Origin of the sequence: Actinomadura sp. NAK00032 (genome assembly GCF_013364275.1) — a bacterium.
In the GTDB taxonomy this organism is placed as follows: domain Bacteria; phylum Actinomycetota; class Actinomycetes; order Streptosporangiales; family Streptosporangiaceae; genus Spirillospora.
Genome location: NZ_CP054932.1, coordinates 8,711,775 through 8,727,061 on the forward strand (window position 1 = coordinate 8,711,775; position 15,287 = coordinate 8,727,061).

General features: G+C 72.7%; 16 protein-coding genes and 1 pseudogene. 2 read left to right on the forward strand and 15 right to left on the reverse strand.

All coding sequences use genetic code 11. The features are described from left to right. Positions 1-17: 17 nt before the first annotated feature. Positions 18-1,172 carry a cytochrome P450 gene (locus HUT06_RS40090; protein WP_176200468.1) on the reverse strand — a complete coding sequence of 385 codons (1,155 nt, stop codon included), beginning with the start codon at positions 1,170-1,172 and terminating at the stop codon, positions 18-20. Positions 1,173-1,212: 40 nt separating this feature from the next. Then, positions 1,213-2,361: a low temperature requirement protein A gene (locus HUT06_RS40095; protein ID WP_217711636.1), complete on the reverse strand. Its 1,149-nt coding sequence runs from the start codon at positions 2,359-2,361 to the stop codon at positions 1,213-1,215. 144 nt (positions 2,362-2,505) lie between these two features. On the opposite strand from HUT06_RS40095, the pseudogene HUT06_RS40100 reads away from it, so the two are divergent. Beyond that, a pseudogene (locus tag HUT06_RS40100) lies at positions 2,506-3,354 on the forward strand (RNA polymerase sigma-70 factor); the annotation flags it as partial. Positions 3,355-3,376: 22 nt separating this feature from the next. On the opposite strand, the gene HUT06_RS40105 reads toward HUT06_RS40100, so the two are convergent. The 6 genes from HUT06_RS40105 to HUT06_RS40130 form a co-directional block, all read right to left on the reverse strand. Further along, on the reverse strand, positions 3,377-4,339 hold the full coding sequence (locus HUT06_RS40105; protein WP_368407008.1) for a lysophospholipid acyltransferase family protein: 963 nt from the start codon (positions 4,337-4,339) through the stop codon (positions 3,377-3,379). A gap of 13 nt (positions 4,340-4,352) precedes the next feature. Continuing rightward, a complete protein-coding gene (locus HUT06_RS40110) occupies positions 4,353-5,348 on the reverse strand; it encodes an NAD-dependent epimerase/dehydratase family protein (RefSeq protein WP_176200470.1) in 996 nt (331 codons plus the stop codon). 47 nt (positions 5,349-5,395) lie between these two features. Beyond that, the gene (locus HUT06_RS40115; RefSeq protein WP_018654693.1) at positions 5,396-5,494 is read right to left on the reverse strand and encodes an AURKAIP1/COX24 domain-containing protein; all 99 of its coding nucleotides are present in this window, start codon (positions 5,492-5,494) and stop codon (positions 5,396-5,398) included. Positions 5,495-5,925: 431 nt separating this feature from the next. Continuing rightward, the gene (locus HUT06_RS40120; protein WP_021591693.1) at positions 5,926-6,129 is read right to left on the reverse strand and encodes a helix-turn-helix domain-containing protein; all 204 of its coding nucleotides are present in this window, start codon (positions 6,127-6,129) and stop codon (positions 5,926-5,928) included. A 351-nt stretch (positions 6,130-6,480) separates the two neighbouring features. Beyond that, entirely contained in the window at positions 6,481-7,338 is an 858-nt protein-coding gene (locus HUT06_RS40125) for a phosphatase (protein ID WP_176200471.1), read from the reverse strand. A gap of 11 nt (positions 7,339-7,349) precedes the next feature. Further along, on the reverse strand, positions 7,350-8,510 hold the full coding sequence (locus tag HUT06_RS40130) for an acetoin utilization protein AcuC (protein WP_176201920.1): 1,161 nt from the start codon (positions 8,508-8,510) through the stop codon (positions 7,350-7,352). Between the two features lie 243 nt (positions 8,511-8,753). On the opposite strand from HUT06_RS40130, the gene HUT06_RS40135 reads away from it, so the two are divergent. After that, complete coding sequence (locus HUT06_RS40135; RefSeq protein ID WP_176200472.1) at positions 8,754-9,734, forward strand: alpha/beta hydrolase; 981 nt, start codon at positions 8,754-8,756, stop codon at positions 9,732-9,734. Positions 9,735-9,748: 14 nt separating this feature from the next. On the opposite strand, the gene HUT06_RS40140 is transcribed toward HUT06_RS40135, so the two are convergent. The 7 genes from HUT06_RS40140 to HUT06_RS40170 form a co-directional block, all read right to left on the reverse strand. Then, the gene (locus tag HUT06_RS40140; RefSeq protein ID WP_176200473.1) at positions 9,749-9,931 is read right to left on the reverse strand and encodes a hypothetical protein; all 183 of its coding nucleotides are present in this window, start codon (positions 9,929-9,931) and stop codon (positions 9,749-9,751) included. A 94-nt stretch (positions 9,932-10,025) separates the two neighbouring features. Continuing rightward, positions 10,026-10,466 (reverse strand): hypothetical protein, encoded by a 441-nt coding sequence (locus HUT06_RS40145; protein WP_176200474.1) that lies wholly within the window; start codon positions 10,464-10,466, stop codon positions 10,026-10,028. Between the two features lie 94 nt (positions 10,467-10,560). Next, a complete protein-coding gene (gene proC, locus HUT06_RS40150; RefSeq protein ID WP_176200475.1) occupies positions 10,561-11,355 on the reverse strand; it encodes a pyrroline-5-carboxylate reductase in 795 nt (264 codons plus the stop codon). A 106-nt stretch (positions 11,356-11,461) separates the two neighbouring features. After that, positions 11,462-12,382, reverse strand: a complete 921-nt coding sequence (locus HUT06_RS40155) for a proline dehydrogenase family protein (RefSeq protein ID WP_176200476.1) — start codon at positions 12,380-12,382, stop codon at positions 11,462-11,464. Positions 12,383-12,447: 65 nt separating this feature from the next. Beyond that, the gene (locus tag HUT06_RS40160) at positions 12,448-13,602 is read right to left on the reverse strand and encodes an LCP family protein (RefSeq protein WP_176200477.1); all 1,155 of its coding nucleotides are present in this window, start codon (positions 13,600-13,602) and stop codon (positions 12,448-12,450) included. A 95-nt stretch (positions 13,603-13,697) separates the two neighbouring features. Next, positions 13,698-14,432, reverse strand: a complete 735-nt coding sequence (locus tag HUT06_RS40165; RefSeq protein ID WP_176200478.1) for an ABC transporter permease — start codon at positions 14,430-14,432, stop codon at positions 13,698-13,700. Beyond that, complete coding sequence (locus tag HUT06_RS40170; protein ID WP_217711637.1) at positions 14,429-15,178, reverse strand: ABC transporter ATP-binding protein; 750 nt, start codon at positions 15,176-15,178, stop codon at positions 14,429-14,431. The genes HUT06_RS40165 and HUT06_RS40170 overlap by 4 nt, the downstream gene beginning before the upstream one ends. Between the last annotated feature and the right edge of the window lie 109 nt (positions 15,179-15,287).

Sequence of the window (15,287 nt, forward strand, 5' to 3'; positions counted from 1 at the left end):
CCTGCCGACCCGGCTCCTCACCAGCTCAGCGGCAGCGTGTCCAGCCCGAGGACGAGGCTGGCGTGTTCGAGCGGGCGCTCTCCGGGCGTGATCCGGTAGTCGGGGATGCGGGCGTGCCACTCGGTCAGCGCGATCTGCAGTTCGAGGCGCGCGAGGTGGGTGCCGAGGCAGCGGTGCGGGCCCGCGCCGAAGGCCAGGTGGCGGGCCGGCGGACGGTCCAGGTCGACCGACGACGGCGCGGCGGGGACGGCGCGGGGGTCGCGGTTCGCCATCGCGAGCGGAAGCATCACCATGTCGCCGGCCTTCATCGGGCAGCCGTGCAGTTCGACGTCGCGGGTGAGCCTGCGCGCCGGCAGGACGATCGAGTACGCGCGGAGCATCTCCTCGATCATGTCGGGGACGGCGTCCGGGTCGGCGGTGACGCGGGCCCGGTCGGCGTCGTGCCCGGCCAGGTGCCAGAACATGTAGGACAGCTGCGCCGCGACGGTGTCGAGCCCGGCGAGGAACATCAGTGTGCACAGCTGCAGCAGCTCCTCGTCGGTGACGGGGCGCCCGTCGACGGTGAAGGCGGTCGCGGCGCTGACCAGGTCGTCGCGCGGGTGCGCCCGGCGGTCGGCGATCAGTTCGGTGAAGCAGGCGGCCACCTCCGCCATGGCCGCCGCCCGCCCGCCGCCGGACGGTGGCGCGTGCAGGATCGCGTACTCCCAGGCCAGGAACTCCTCGAACCGCTCGATCGGCAGGCCGATCAGCTCCAGGAAGATGGTCGTCGGATACAGCCGGGCGAAGTCGGTGACGAAGTCGCACGAGCCCTTGGCCACGAGGCCGTCGATCAGGCCGGCGCAGTGCCGGGTGATGCGGTCGCGCAGCGCGGCGGCGGCGACCGGGGTGAAGAACGGGCGGAGCAGGCGCCGCCAGGTGGTGTGGAGCGGCGGGTCCAGCATCACCGGGATCCACTGGTACGGCGGGTTGGGGTCGGTGACGGCGATCGCACGGCTGGAGAACGTCGCCGGGTCCTGTAACGCGGCGAGGACGTCGTCGTAGCGGGTCAGCACCCAGAAGCCCCGCCCGGCGGTGCTGCGGAACGCCGGATGCTCCTCGCGCAGCGCGTCCAGGCGGGGGTGGGCCTGACCGGCCGGTCCCGGACCGGCGAAGGGGTCGAACGGGACGTCCATGGCGCCTCCAGCTCAGGGCCGATCGATCATGCACGGACCTTCATTGTGCGCGCCGCGCCAGGGTGGCGGCCAGCAGCAGGACGAGCAGGGCCGCGATCACGCTGAGGCCGCCGGCGACGCCGATGCCGGGGGCGGCGAACACGGTGAGCAGGACGAGGACGGCCGTGGTCCCGATGAGCTCGGGCCGCAGGACCGTCCGGCGCATGGGCGCGTGCAACGCCCACAGCATGACGAGGACCACGGCGATCGGGACGGCGACGGCGGCGACCGCGGTCTGCTCGTCGACGTGCGCCTCCCCGGCCGAGGCGACCGCGACCTCCAGCCCGGCGCCGAGCGCGGCCAGCGCGGCGAAGATCAGGTAGTGCCCGTAGCCCCAGGCGAAGCACCAGTCGCGGCGGGCCGCGAGCCCCTCGCCGGCGGGTTCGGAGAAGTAGATCCACCAGAGCGTGAACAGGATGGCGAGGCCCGCCAGGGCGATCGTGACGAGGTCGGCGTGCACGCCGTGCGCGACGACGTCCTGCACGGCGTTCGTCGCGGCGAGGACGCTCTCGCCCAGCAGGATGATGGTGAACAGGCCGTACCGTTCGGCGATGTGGTGCGGGTGCCAGGTCGTCATGCCGCGCCGCTCGGCGATCGGCGGCACCGACAGGTCGAGCAGGACGAGGACGAGGAACACCCACCACGGCCCGCCGCCCGGCAGCGCGAGCCGCGACACCCACAGCACCTGGACGAGCGAGACGCCCACGGCGTAGCGCAGCGCCGTCGCGCGTCCCTCGGGGTGGGCGGCCGCCGCGCGCAGCCACAGGCCCACCAGGCCGACCCGCATGACGAGGTACCCGAAGGTGACCGTGGCGAAGTCGCCGTCGAACGCGGCGGGCACCCCGGCCGCGAGGAGCAGGACGCCCGCGAGCTGCACGAACGTCATGACCCGGTACGGGACGTCGTCGGTGTCGTAGGCGGACGCGAACCAGGTGAAGTTCATCCACGCCCACCAGATCGCGAAGAACACGGCGAGGAACGGCCCGACGGCGTCCCCCGCGTGCCCCTGCTCGATCGCGTGGGCGAGCCGCCCGGCGGCCTGCGAGACGGCGGCGACGAAGGTCAGGTCGAAGAGCAGTTCCAGCGGGCTGGACACGCGGTGCGGTTCGGCCAGGTCGCGCGGGACCATCCGGGTGCGGATCGACGGCATCCGCTCACCCTAGAACGGCGGCCCGCCCGCGCCGGGGAGCGAGCGGGCCGAGCGCCCGCCCCGGACCGCCGCGAATAAACTGGGACGGTCGGGTCTGGAGCGACGAAGGGGACCGCCACGGACGATTCGCTCGACGATGCCGCGTCGGTGTTCGCGGGGCTGCGTCCCCGGCTGTTCGGCATCGCCTACCAGATGCTCGGCAGCGTCGCCGAAGCGGAGGACATCGTCCAGGAGACCTGGCTCCGCTGGCAGACGGCGGAGCGCGCGGAGATCCGCGAACCGGCCGCGTTCCTGGTGACGGTGGCGACGCGGCTGGCGATCAACGTCGTGCGGTCCGCGCGGAAGCGGCGCGAGCACTACGTGGGCCCGTGGCTGCCCGAGCCCGTGGACACCGCCGCCGGCCCCGAGGCGGGCGCCGAGCGGGCCGCGGACGTGGAGCTGGCCGTCCTCCTGCTGCTGGAGCGGCTGTCCCCGCCGGAACGGGCGGCGTACGTGCTGCGCGAGTCGTTCGACTACCCGTTCCCGGAGATCGCGGCGATCCTCCAGGTGACGGAGGCGAACGCGCGGCAGCTCGCCAGCCGGGCGCGGCGGCGGATCGCGGCGGAGCGGCGCAACCCGGTGAGCCGGACCGAGCACCGGCGGCTGCTGGAGGCGTTCATCGCGGCGGCCCGCACCGGCGACCTCGACGCGCTGGAGGAACTGCTCGCCGAGGACGCGGTCAGCTACAGCGACGGCGGCGGCGCGGTGCGCGGCGCCGCGCGGCTCCCGGTGGCCGGACGCGCGCGGGTCGCGAAGTTCATCGCGGCGTTCGCGCCCCGGTTCTGGCCGGGCGCGACCGTCGCGTGGGTCGAGGCGAACGGCCGCCCGGCGGCGCTCGTGTCGCGGGACGGCACCCCGTTCGCGCTGGTGGCGATCGGCGCGTCCGACGCGGGCGTCGACCGGCTGATGTGGGTGCTGAACCCGGGCAAGCTGCACGGGTTCCCGGCCCGCTGAGCCGGCGGGCCGAGCCGGTCGGCTAGAGGAACGCGGGGCCGCGGTGCAGCAGCGCCTCGTACAGCATGTGCTGGATCTTCTCGCGGACGTGGTCGGTGATCTCGAAGACCGTCATCGGGTCGTCGGCGGTGTCGGGGCCGTACTCGTCCAGCGTCATCGGCTCGCCGAACTGGATCACCCACTTGGACGGCAGCGGGACGAGCCCGCCCAGCCCGAGCAGCGGGAACGTCGGCGTGATCGGGAAATACGGCAGGCCGAGCAGCCGCGCCAGCGGCCGCAGGTCGGCGATCTTCGGGTAGGTCTCCTCCGCGCCGACGATGGCGCAGGGGATGATGGGCACGCCGGCGCGCAGGGCGGTCCCGACGAAGCCGCCGCGGCCGAAGCGCTGCAGCTTGTACCGCTCGCTGAACGGCTTGCCGACGCCCTTGAACCCCTCCGGGAAGACGCCGACGAGTTCGCCCTTGGCGAGGAGGCGGGCCGCGTCGGCCTGGCAGGCGAGGGTGTGGCCGGCCTTGCGGGCCAGGTGGCCGAGCACCGGGATCTGGTAGACGAGGTCGGCGCCGAGGAGGCGGACGCAGCGGTCGACGTTGTCGTGCAGCGCGACCGACAGCATCAGCGCGTCGACCGGGACGGTGCCCGAGTGGTTGGCGACGAGCAGGGCGCCGCCGTCCGGAACGTTGTCGAGGCCGACCAGTTCGACGCGGAACCAGTGCTCGTACAGGGCGCGCGCGAACGGCAGCAGGACGGTGGAGTTGAACTCGGGGTCGAAGCCGAACTCGTCCACCTCGTACTCGCCGGCCAGCCTGCGGCGCAGGAACGCCAGCCCGGACGTGATGCCGCGCTCCAGCGGGTTCCCGCCGGAGTCGCCGCCCGGTCCCCCGGCGTCTTCATCGGCCGGGCCGTCGCCGGTGTCGCGGCGGCCGGTGTCGAGGGGGATGACCTGCGCGCCCTCGTCGTCATCGTCCAGGTGGCGGGCGTTCATCATCCGGGCTTCCCTTTCAGGCGCGTCCGAGCAGGTGCGTGAGCCGGCCGTGGCCGAGGCCCTGCGCGGCGGCGAAGTCGGCGAACGCGGCCTCGGAGCTGTACTTGGGACGCCAGGAAAGCTCGTCCTCCAGCGCCGTGACGTCGATGACCCGGCCGTAGGTCAGCCAGCGCAGCAGCTCGGGCGAGAACCCGGACAGGCCGGCGAAGCGGCGCCCCATGTCGCCGAGCACCGAGATGGACGGCGACGGGACCGGCATGTACGGCCGCCCGGCCCGGCGGAGCGCCTGGGAGAGCAGCAGCACGCCCTCCCCGGCGACGTTGAAGCAGCCGGGGTGGTCCTCGGTGGTCATGCGGCGCAGCACCTCGACGCCGTCGTCCTCGTGGACGAACTGCAGCCGCGGGTCGAAGCCCAGCACGGTCGGGACGACCGGCAGGTGCAGGTACCGGGTGAGCGGGGAGTCGACGCCGGGGCCGAGGAGGTTCGCGAACCGCAGCACCGACACGGTCAGGTCGGAGCGGCGCCGCATCAGCCCGCGGACGTAGCCCTCCACCTCGACCGCGTCCTTGGCGTAGCCGGACCGCGGCGGCTCGGCGGGCTCGTCCCGCTCGGTGAACACGGCCGGGTCCATCGGCGACGACCCGTACACGGCGGCCGAGGACCGCACGACGAGCTTGCGCATGTCGGGCGAGCGCTGGCACGCCGCGAGCAGCTGCATCGTGCCGATGATGTTGAGCTCTTTGGCCTTCGCCCGGGAGGCGGACGAGGACGTCACCAGGTTGAGGTGCACCACGGTGTCCACCCCGGCGGACGCGATGATCTTCGCGATGCCGGGCGTGCGGATGTCCACGCGGACGAACTCGGTGCGGCCGAGGCCCTCGGTGGGCGGCACCGTGTCCACGCCGATGACGCGCTCGATGCCCGGGTCCGCCTGGAGCGCGTTCGCGACCCGCGCCCCCAGGAAACGGGACACGCCCGTGACGAGGACGACACGGGCCGCGGCGGTGGGCATGGAGGACACTGTGCGCCCCACCCCTTACAGCTGGGCTGCCGGTGTGATCACTTCTTGTTGCGGCGCTGGATACGCGTCTTCTTCAGCAGCTTGCGGTGCTTCTTCTTCGCCATGCGCTTGCGACGCTTCTTGATGACAGAGCCCACGGGACCTCGCTCGGCGTATCGGGATCGTACAGGAGGCGACCGTGCCGCAAGCGAGCATGGCTCGGTGAGCGCGCACGGTCCGCCGCCCAAGGGTACCGCCGAACAGACGCAGATCATGCCGCGCCCCACCCGCGGCAGGTCCGGCGTCCGGCACCGCGCGTCGCACGGCGCCGGGCACCGTTCCGCCGGGGCGGGCGGACACGCCGCCCGTCCCGCTCGGTGTCCGGACCGTCTCGCCGGATCGCGGGGCGCGGGGGCTGCTCGCCCCCGTTCCCCGGACGCCGGCTCCGGTGGCCGCGGTGCGGCCGCCGGCCGGTCCTCGTCCTGCTTCCCCAGCTCCGGGGCGGTCCGTGCGGATCGCCCCGGCGCCCCCTGCGCGGCCGGGTGTCGAGTTCGCGGCGGGGTCGTGGCTCATGCCCCGCCCTTACCCGCTATCCGGCTTCGATGTACGCGTCGCGCAGGTAGTCGTGTACGGCCTGCTCGGGAACCCGGAACGAGCGGCCCACGCGGATCGCGGGAAGCTCGCCCGAGTGGACGAGGCGGTAGACGGTCATCTTGGACACCCGCATCACCGCCGCCACTTCGGCCACGGTCAGGAACCTGACCTCGCTCAGAGGTCGCTCGCCTGAGGTCATCGGACGCCCTCTTCCACACGTGCCGCGCACCGGCCCTTCGGGTGACTTTGATCACGCACGTGTACTTCTCCAGCGTAAATCTCGTATCGGCAGTCGCAAGAGGGGAGTTCCGCACATTTCCGTATCCCGACCTGACTCCCGGGTGACAGTGCTACTCCCGCACGCAGCGTGGACGCGACGGCACTGACCGTGTCGCGACGAACGGTTGTCAACCAGGACCACGCTTTGACCTGCGGTTCCGCAGTCACCGATGGCGCCGCGCAAGCCCATGCGTCCCGCTACGGCCGCCCTGTCACACCGCGTGACAGGTGAAGCGGGCGCCAGCCCCGTCCAGCCCGGAGGTAACCGGACTCAGGCCGCCGGGAGCAGGCCGGCGCGATCGAGGATGTAGGCGGTCAGCGGCGCGTAGTGGTGCGGGGAGACGCCGTCGTCGAGCGGCACGACCACGTCGATCTTGCCTTCGGCGGCGCCGGCGAACAGCGCCGGGTCGTTACAGTCCGCGAACCCCACGGTGTCGATGCCCGCCTGACCGGCGGCGCCGGCCCAGCCGTGGTCGGCGATGGCCAGATCCGGCCAGATATCAGGTTTAGCTTCCCCGGAACCCGCGGAGGCGCTAGTGGAGGCCCCGGAGGAGAGCTCCCGGAGCATGGCCTCCATGGGGTGCGGGTCGTGCGTGTGGTGGGTCCGCTGGTCGTCGCCCTCCAGCATCGCGACGCCCGGCTCGGCGTACACGATGCGGCGCAGGTCCGAGCCGCCGTACCCGGTCTCGATCTCGTACGTCCAGCCGGCCGCGGGCGTCAGCACCCGGCAGCCCGCCGCCGCCAGCGCCCGCGCGACCGCCTGGTACAGCGGCGTCAGCGTCGCCGGATGGCCCGTCGCGACGACCACGTCCTCCCGCCGGCGGGCGGCGAGGCCGATGCGCTCGCCCATCGCCCCGAGCGTGTCGATCGTGATGTCGGGGTCGATGGTGTCGTCCCCGAACAGGTGCCTGGGGTCGGGGTTGACGCCGCAGCGCTCGACCATCATCTCCAGCACGGCCGACTCCGTCCACGACGGCTTCAGCTCCAGGCCGAACTGGTAGTACGGGTTCCCGGCGGCCATCCGCCGGTAGTGCAGCAGGTTGTTCTGGCGCGGCGTCGCCACCTCGCCGGCGATCATCGTCCGGACGAGGTGGGCGCGCAGCTCGTCCCGGCTCGGTGCCGTCTCCATGGTCGTCGGCCTCACTCGTCGGTCATCGGGTCGAGGCCGTGCTCGGGGAAGACCGCCCGCCGCGTCGCCAGGATCGCCTGGTCGACCGGGTTGGCCGGGTCGTAGCCGTCCCCCCACCTGCCGAACTCCACCACGTCGGTCCCGTCCGTCATCCGGCGCGGGGCTATCTCGTCGGTCCGCAGCCGGACGAAGTCGCGCCACGTCTGCGGGGTCGCGGTGTCCGGCGGGATCGGCCCGCCGGCCGCCTCGGCGAGCAGGTGCGTCCACGCGCGCGGGACGACCTGGACCAGCTCGTAGCCGCCGCCGCCGGTGAGGACCCAGCGGCCGCCGGCGGTCTCGTGCGCCAGCCGGTGCAGCCGCTCGTAGGCCGTCCGCTGCCCGTCCACGCTGAGGATGAGGTGCGCGAGCGGGTCGAGCGCGTGCCCGTCGGCGCCCTGCTGGGTGACGAGGACGTCGGGCCGGAACCGGCGCAGCAGCGGCGGGACGATCGCGTCGAACGCGCGCAGCCACGGCCGGTCGCCGGTGCCGGGCGGCAGGGAGATGTTGGCGGACGTGCCCTCGGCGCCCGTCTCGCCCGGGAAGCCGGTGCCGGGGAACAGCGTGCGCGGCGACTCGTGCAGGCTGATCGTCAGCACCCGCGGGTCGTCGTAGAACGCGGCCTGGACGCCGTCGCCGTGGTGGACGTCGATGTCGACGTAGGCGACGCGCTCGGCGCCGTTCTCCAGCAGCCACGCGATCGCGATCGCCGGGTCGTTGTAGACGCAGAAGCCGCTGGCGGCGCCGGGGAGCGCGTGGTGCAGGCCGCCGGAGATGTTCGCGCCGTGCTCGGCCCCGCCCGTCCACACGGCCTCGGCGGCGGCGACCGACGCGCCCGCGACCAGCGCGGACGCGTCGTGCATGCCGAGGAAGACCGGGTTGTCGGCGGTGCCGAGCCCGTGCCGCTCGTCGGGCAGCCCGGTCTCGCCGGCGTGCTTGACCGCCGCGATGTAGGACTCCTCGTGGACGAGCCGCAGCAGCTTGTCGTCGGCCGCCTCGAACGGCGACACCCGCACGTTCGGACGGTCCAGGACGCCGAGTTCGCGCGCCAGCGCCATCGTCAGCTCGACGCGCACGGGGTTCATGGGGTGGCCGGGGCCGAAGTCGTAGGAGATGAGCCGCTCGTCCCAGAAAATCGCCAGTCCGCAGTTCTCGGGCTCGGAGGATGGGGACGAATCGGGACCGCTCATGACCTCACGGTATCGCGAGCGTCACGTGGCCTGGCTCACATATCCGGGGCGCCCGCCGGGACGTCCGCCGGGACGTACGCCGGGGCGTACGCCGGGAGCCTCCCGGCCCCGTTTCGGCACTGTGACGTGAGTTACCTGCCAAAAACGGGCATACCGATCACACGACACGAAAACACCAAAGGGGGGTCCATGGACAGCCCGAGCGTTCGCAGCCGAGCGATCAGCAGCGCTCTGCGCCTGGGCGTCCGGCCTCTGATGCAGTACCTCCCCGGCCACACCACCGGGCTCCGGACCGCCCGTTCCACCGTGGACGCCGCGTCATTACTGATGCGGCCCCACCCCGGCGTCCGGATCGAGGGACTGGACGAGCGGCAGGAGGACGACGGCGAGGAGCGCCGGGTCAAGGGCGAATGGGTCGCCCCCCGGGACGCCGCGAAGCGCCGGCGGCCCCGCGGAGCCGTCCTCTACCTGCACGGCGGCGGCTACGTGGCGTGCTCGCCGCGCACCCACCGGCCGATGACGTCGCGGCTCGCGCACGACACCGGGCTGCCCGTCCTCGCGCTGCGCTACCGGCTGGCGCCCGAGCACCCGTTCCCCGCGCCGCTGGAGGACGCCGTCGCCGCCTACCGGTGGCTGCTCGCGCGGGGCGTGCCCGCGTCCCGCATCGTCATCGCGGGCGACTCGGCCGGCGGCCACCTCGCCGCCGTCCTCGCCGGGGAGATCTGCCGGCTGGACCTGCCGAACCCCGCCGGCGTCGCCCTGTTCTCGCCCTGGGTTGACCTGACCTGCGAACTGTCCATCCAGGCGCAGGAGCGCGCCCGCGACCCCTACATCAGCGCCTCCTCGGCACGCCGGATCGCGCGGCTCGTGGTGGGCCCGGCCGGTTTCGACGACCCGCGGCTCGCCCTGCTCACCTGCGCCTGGACGGACATGCCGCCCGTCCTCATCCAGGTGGGCGGCGCCGAGGTGCTGCGCACCGAGGCCGAGGCGTTCGCCGACGCCCTGCGCAGCGCCGGCGGGGACTGCGAACTCCAGGTCTGGAACGGCCAGATGCACGTCTTCCAGATCCTGAACCGCGTCCTGCCCGAGGCGGGCGAGGCGATGGACGACGCGGCCCGCTTCATCCAGTCCGTCACCGGCCGCCCGAAGGGCCGCACGAAAGCCGCCTAGTCGGCCGGGCCCGCTCAGTCCGCCTTGTCGTCCGCCTTGTCGCGGCGGTCCTTCCCGCCGTCCCGCCGGGTGAGCCCGGCGAGGAGCGCCGCCGCGTGGTCGGCCATGAAGCGCGGGACGCGGGCCTTCAGCAGGGCCTTGTGCAGGGCGGACGCCGGGAACGGCATCCCGGCTGGACGTTCGCGCCGCTGTTGCATCCGTGTCTCCCCGAACCCAAGATCAATTCGAGCCTAACCGGGCGGCACGGGTGGCGCGGCGAATATCACGATCTTGGTCGTCCGGACCCGGCGGCTAGAAGCGGCCCGCGGACGCGTGCTCCAGGTCCGCCTCCTCCTCCGCCGGACGGCGCCGGCCGCCCGCCACGAAGAACCCGGCCAGCGCGGCCAGCGCGGCGCCCGCCTCCCCGACCAGGCTGATCGTCTTGTCGAGGTACCAGACGGGCTCGTGCATGTCGGGCAGCGGGCCGAGCGCCCCGGGGTCGGCGTAGTAGTAGAGGACGACGGCGCCGGCCGCGCTCGCCGCGACGAGGAACGCCAGCGCGTACACCCAGCGGGACGCGTAGGTGAGGACGAGCACGGCGACCACGCCGGCGACCGCCGCCTGGATCCGGAAGAGGTCGTCGCCGCCGATGGACCCGCCCGCGACGTAGGCCATGTCGGGCGCGAACATCCAGTGCACGATGGCGTCGGCCGCCAGCCCGGCGGCGACGATCAGGCGGAGTATGAGTCCCATACCCCTAACACGAGCGCACCCCCATGGGCGGCTCAATGTTCAAAGATGAACTTTTCATGAGAAAGCCGGCGAAGGGGGCGGGCGGGGCGCGTCCTCAGCCGCTCGCCAGCTCGCGGCCCCGGTTGCGGGCCGCCTCGATCGCCTCCAGCACCGCCGCGCGGACACCGTGCCTCTCCAGCTCCCGGATCGCCGAGATCGTCGTCCCGCCCGGCGAGGTGACCGCCTCGCGCAGCAGCACCGGGTGCTCGCCGGAGTCGCGCAGCATCACCGCCGCGCCGACCGCCGACTGGATCACCATCTCCAGCGCGGCGGCGCGCGGCATGCCGAGCAGGATCCCGGCGTCCACCATCGCCTCGACCAGGTAGTAGAAGTACGCGGGGCCGCTGCCGGACAGGGCCGTCGCACCGTCCTGCAGCGACTCGGGGATGCGCAGCACCTTCCCGACCGGGGACAGCAGCTCCTCGGCCAGCTTCAGGTGCTCCTCCGCCGCGTGCGAGCCGGGCGAGATCACGCTCATCGCCTCGTCGACGTGCACCGGCGTGTTCGACATGACGCGGACGACCGGGACGCCGTCCGGCAGCCGGGCCTCGATGAACCCGGTGGTGATGCCCGCCGCCATCGAGATCACCAGCCGGCCGGGCGGGACGTGCGCGCCGATCTCGTCCAGCAGGGCGCCCATGTCCTGCGGCTTCACCGCGAGGATCAGCGTCTCCGCCGTGGCCGCCGCCTCCGCGTTCGGCACGACCTCGACGCCGTACCGCTCGCGCAGCAGCGCGCCGCGCTCCTCCCGGCGCGCGGTGGCCATCAGCTCGGACGGGCGGCGGCCGGCCCGGAGCACCCCGGACAGCAGCGCCTCGCCCATCTTCCCGGCACCCAGAATCGCGATCATCGGCAAACCTTGACGTGGGGATATATCGACCGGCTCAGCCTATCGGCGCGCCCGCGCCGCCGACCGGTCAGGACCCTCCGGCGTGCCGGGATCAGGACCGCGGGTCTCAGGACCGCCGGGCGATGGAGCGCGCGAACAGGCGGAGGTTGGCGGGACGTTCCGCCAGGCGGCGCATGAAGTACTCGTACCACTCGGGCCCGTAGGCGACGTAGACGCGCACCTGCGCGCCCTGGGCCGCCAGCCGGCGCTGCTCCTGCGAGCGCACGCCGTAGAGCATCTGGTACTCGAACGTGCCCGGGTCGCGCTCGTGCAGGACCGACAGCGCCTCGGCGATCTCGATGAGCCGGGGGTCGTGGCTGGCCAGCATCGGGTAGCCCTTGCCCGCCATCAGGACCTTCATACAGCGGACGTACGACTTGTCGATCTCTTCCTTGTCGGTGAAGGCCACCGCCACAGGCGCCGCGTACGCGCCCTTGCACAGCCTTACGCGCGACCCCTCGTAGGCCAGTTCCGCGCAGTGCTCCTCTGCCCGCCGCAGATACGACTGGATGACGGCGCCCACGTCCGGGAAGTCGCGCCGCAGTTCGTGGACGATCCGGAGGGTCGAGTCGACGGTGGTGTGCTCTTCCATGTCGAGAGTCACCGTCGTACCGGCGTCATGTGCGGCCGTGCAGACGCGGCGGGCGTTCTCCAAGGCGAAGTCTTCGTCGAGGGTCTGCCCGACGGCGGAGAGCTTCAGCGACACCTCGGCGCGGGTGCCGAGAGCGGCGTCCCCCAGCCGTTCCAGCAGTTCGACATAGCGCTGGGCGTTCACCTCGGCGCGGCCCTTGTCGTGCGTGTCCTCGCCCAGGACGTCCAGGGTGACGAGCAGCCCCTCGCCGGTCAGCCGCTCCGTGACGAGCGCGGCGTCCTCGATCGTCTCGCCCGCGATGAAGCGCCGGACGACGTCGCCGGTGAACGGCGCGGTCTCCACCACCCTGCGCGCGCCGCCACTGCGCGATGCGGCGAGCAACGCCTGACGAAGCACTGTGCGCACCCCCGGTTGTCGTCCGTGCCCCTGCGTTCCAGGTTAAGCCCGTGGCCACCCGGCGATCACGACACGGTGCCCAGGCTGTTGCCGCCCCCGTGCTTCTGGACGTACTCGTCCATGCGCGCGGACTTGACGGCCTCGAACAGCTGCTTCGCCTTGGCACCGTCCAGCAGCACGACGCTCTGCTTGGCGCGCGTCCCGGTGCCCTTGAACGGCAGCGTCATGAACCGCACGTCCGACGCCCGGACGTTCCGCATGCTCAGCACCAGCGACCTCAGATGGCCGCCGGACACGCCCTCGTCCACGCTGATGGACTTGGTGAGCGCGGACAGGAACCGGTCCAGCTTGAGGGGGTTGGTGAGCGTGCCGCGGTCGGCGGCCTGCTTGGCGAGGGCGCCGAGGAACGCCTGCTGCCGCTTGATCCGGTCGAAGTCGCCGTTCGGCAGGTTGTAGCGCTGCCGGACGAACAGCAGCGCCTCCTCGCCGTTCAGCTTCTGCCGGCCGGCCGTCCACTGCTTCTTGCGGGCCGGGTCGTACACGCTCTGCTTGATGTTGACGGTGACGCCGCCGAGCGCGTCCGTCATCGTCTTGAAGCCCTCGAAGTCGATCGCGCCGTAGTGGTCGACGCGGATCCCGGTGAGGCCCTCCAGCGTCTCGATCAGCAGCTTCGGCCCGCCGTACGAGAACGCCGCGTTGATCTTCTGCTTGCCGTAGCCGGGGATCTCGACCCACGAGTCGCGCGGGAACGAGATGATGTACGCCTTCTTCCGGTCCGCCGGCAGGTGCAGCAGCATGATCGTGTCGGTGCGCTGCTGCCCCGGCTTCCAGACGTCGCCGCCCTCCCCGGTCGTCCCGTTCTCCGCGCGCGAGTCGGACCCGACGAGCAGCCAGTTCTCGGTGCCCTCCACGTTCGGCCCCGGCCGGTTCGCGCCCTCGCTCGGCATGACGCCCTTGGCCCGGTCGATGTTGCCGATGTAGGACGACTGGCGCTGCCACACCAGGCCGCCGATCCCGGCGACCAGCAGCGTGAAGAACACGCCCACGGCGATCAGGACGCGCGGCCACCGCCGCTTGCGCTTGCGCTCCGCGCCGTCCGCGCCCGCCCAGAACGCGTCGTCGCCCTCGGCCTTCCCCGCCGGTGGCGGGGCGCCCTCGCCCTGCGGCGGGGGCGGCGCTGCCTGGGGCCCCTGCGACCCGGGATGTTCTGGCGCGGTCATGGCGCTGAAGCTACCAGCAGGATCGGCCGGGGATGGCCCACTTCGCCCCACCTGTCCGGTTGACCCGAGGTGGGGCGTCGCGGGCCCGCCGCAGGCTAGGCCGTGCGGCGCCGCAGCGTGACCGCGCCCAGGACCAGGGCCGCGACCGTGAAGGCCGCGATGACGGCCACGTCCACCCCGAGGGTGCCGGTGAACTCGGGCCGGGCGCCGATCTCCTGCATGCCCTCCACCGCGTACGACAGCGGCAGGACGTCCGCGACGGCCTGGAGCCAGGACGCCATGTCCTCGCGCGGGACGATCAGCCCGCACAGCAGCATCTGCGGCAGGACGAACGCGGGCATGAACTGGACGGCCTGGAACTCGGTCCGCGCGAACGCGCTGGCGAACAGGCCGAGCGCCATGCCGAGCAGCGCGTCCAGCAGGGACACCAGCACCAGCGAGCCGAGCGAGCCGTTCAGGTCGAGGCCGAGCCAGGTCAGCGAGATCACGAGCACCACCGCGACCTGGACCAGCGCGATCAGCCCGAACGCGAGCGCGTAGCCGAGCAGCAGGTCCAGCTTGCCGAGCGGCATGGTCATCAGCCGTTCGAGGGTGCCGCTCGTCCGCTCCCGGAGGGTGGCGACGCTCGCGACGACGAACATCACGGTGAACGGGAACAGGCCGAGCAGCATCGGCCCGATCCGGTCGAAGAGCGCCGGCTGGTCGAACACGTACCGCAGCAGGATCATCAGCAGCGTCGGCACGCCGACCAGCAGCGCCAGCGTGCGGTGGTCGTGCTTGAGCTGCGCCAGGATGCGCCGCGTCGTGGCAAGGGTGATCGCCGTGCTCATGTGGGACTCCCGGCCTTCTCGGTGATCAGGTGCAGGAACGCCTCTTCCAGGTCGGACGCGCCGGTGCGGGCGCGCAGCCCGTCCGGGGTGCCGTCGGCGAGGACGACGCCCTCGCGCATCAGCAGCAGCCGGTCGGTGCGGCCCGCCTCGTCCATCACGTGGCTGGACACCACGAGGGTCGCGCCCCGGTCGGCCAGTTCCCGGAACAGCTCCCACAGCTCCTGCCGCAGCACCGGGTCGAGGCCGACGGTCGGCTCGTCCAGCACGACGAGCTCCGGCGACCCGAGCAGCGCCACGGCGAGGTTGGTGCGGCTGAGCTGCCCGCCGGACAGCGTCGCCGCCGTCTGGTCGCGGCTCCGGCCGAGCCCGACCTCGTCGATGACGCGGTCGACGTCCGAGCGCGGCGCGCGCAGGACGGACGCGAAGTAGCGCAGGTTCTCGGCGACGGTCAGGTCGGCGTACACGGCGGGCGACTGCGTCGCGTACCCGACGCGGTGCCGCAGCCCGGCCGACCCGGCGGCCTCGCCGAGCACGGTCACGGTGCCGCTCGCCACGATCTGAACGCCGACGAGCGCCCGGATCAGCGTGGTCTTCCCGCAGCCGCTCGGACCGAGCAGCCCCACGATCGACCCGCGCGGGATGTCGAAGGTGAGGCCGTGCAGCACCTCCCGGCCACCGCGCACGACCCGCAGATCCCGCACCCGCACCGCCGGCTCGGCTCCGCCCGCCGGACTAGAACTCATCATGTGTTGAATTTATGCGCGCACCACCCCACCGGTCAAGACGTACGCCGAAACCCCGCGAACGATCGACGAGAACACGGCACGGCGAAAACACGCCGGGGCGGCGGAGACG

Coding starts and splice junctions, on each gene's coding strand:
- HUT06_RS40105 (WP_368407008.1), bottom strand. CDS start 4,339: ATGATGAACGCCCGCCACCTGGACGATGACGACGAGGGCGCGCAGGTC.
- HUT06_RS40120 (WP_021591693.1), bottom strand. CDS start 6,129: ATGACCTCAGGCGAGCGACCTCTGAGCGAGGTCAGGTTCCTGACCGTG.
- HUT06_RS40095 (WP_217711636.1), bottom strand. CDS start 2,361: ATGCCGTCGATCCGCACCCGGATGGTCCCGCGCGACCTGGCCGAACCG.
- HUT06_RS40160 (WP_176200477.1), bottom strand. CDS start 13,602: ATGACCGCGCCAGAACATCCCGGGTCGCAGGGGCCCCAGGCAGCGCCG.
- HUT06_RS40090 (WP_176200468.1), bottom strand. CDS start 1,172: ATGGACGTCCCGTTCGACCCCTTCGCCGGTCCGGGACCGGCCGGTCAG.
- HUT06_RS40145 (WP_176200474.1), bottom strand. CDS start 10,466: ATGGGACTCATACTCCGCCTGATCGTCGCCGCCGGGCTGGCGGCCGAC.
- HUT06_RS40110 (WP_176200470.1), bottom strand. CDS start 5,348: ATGCCCACCGCCGCGGCCCGTGTCGTCCTCGTCACGGGCGTGTCCCGT.
- HUT06_RS40125 (WP_176200471.1), bottom strand. CDS start 7,338: ATGGAGACGGCACCGAGCCGGGACGAGCTGCGCGCCCACCTCGTCCGG.
- HUT06_RS40170 (WP_217711637.1), bottom strand. CDS start 15,178: ATGATGAGTTCTAGTCCGGCGGGCGGAGCCGAGCCGGCGGTGCGGGTG.
- HUT06_RS40165 (WP_176200478.1), bottom strand. CDS start 14,432: ATGAGCACGGCGATCACCCTTGCCACGACGCGGCGCATCCTGGCGCAG.
- HUT06_RS40135 (WP_176200472.1), top strand. CDS start 8,754: ATGGACAGCCCGAGCGTTCGCAGCCGAGCGATCAGCAGCGCTCTGCGC.
- HUT06_RS40140 (WP_176200473.1), bottom strand. CDS start 9,931: ATGCAACAGCGGCGCGAACGTCCAGCCGGGATGCCGTTCCCGGCGTCC.
- proC (WP_176200475.1), bottom strand. CDS start 11,355: ATGATCGCGATTCTGGGTGCCGGGAAGATGGGCGAGGCGCTGCTGTCC.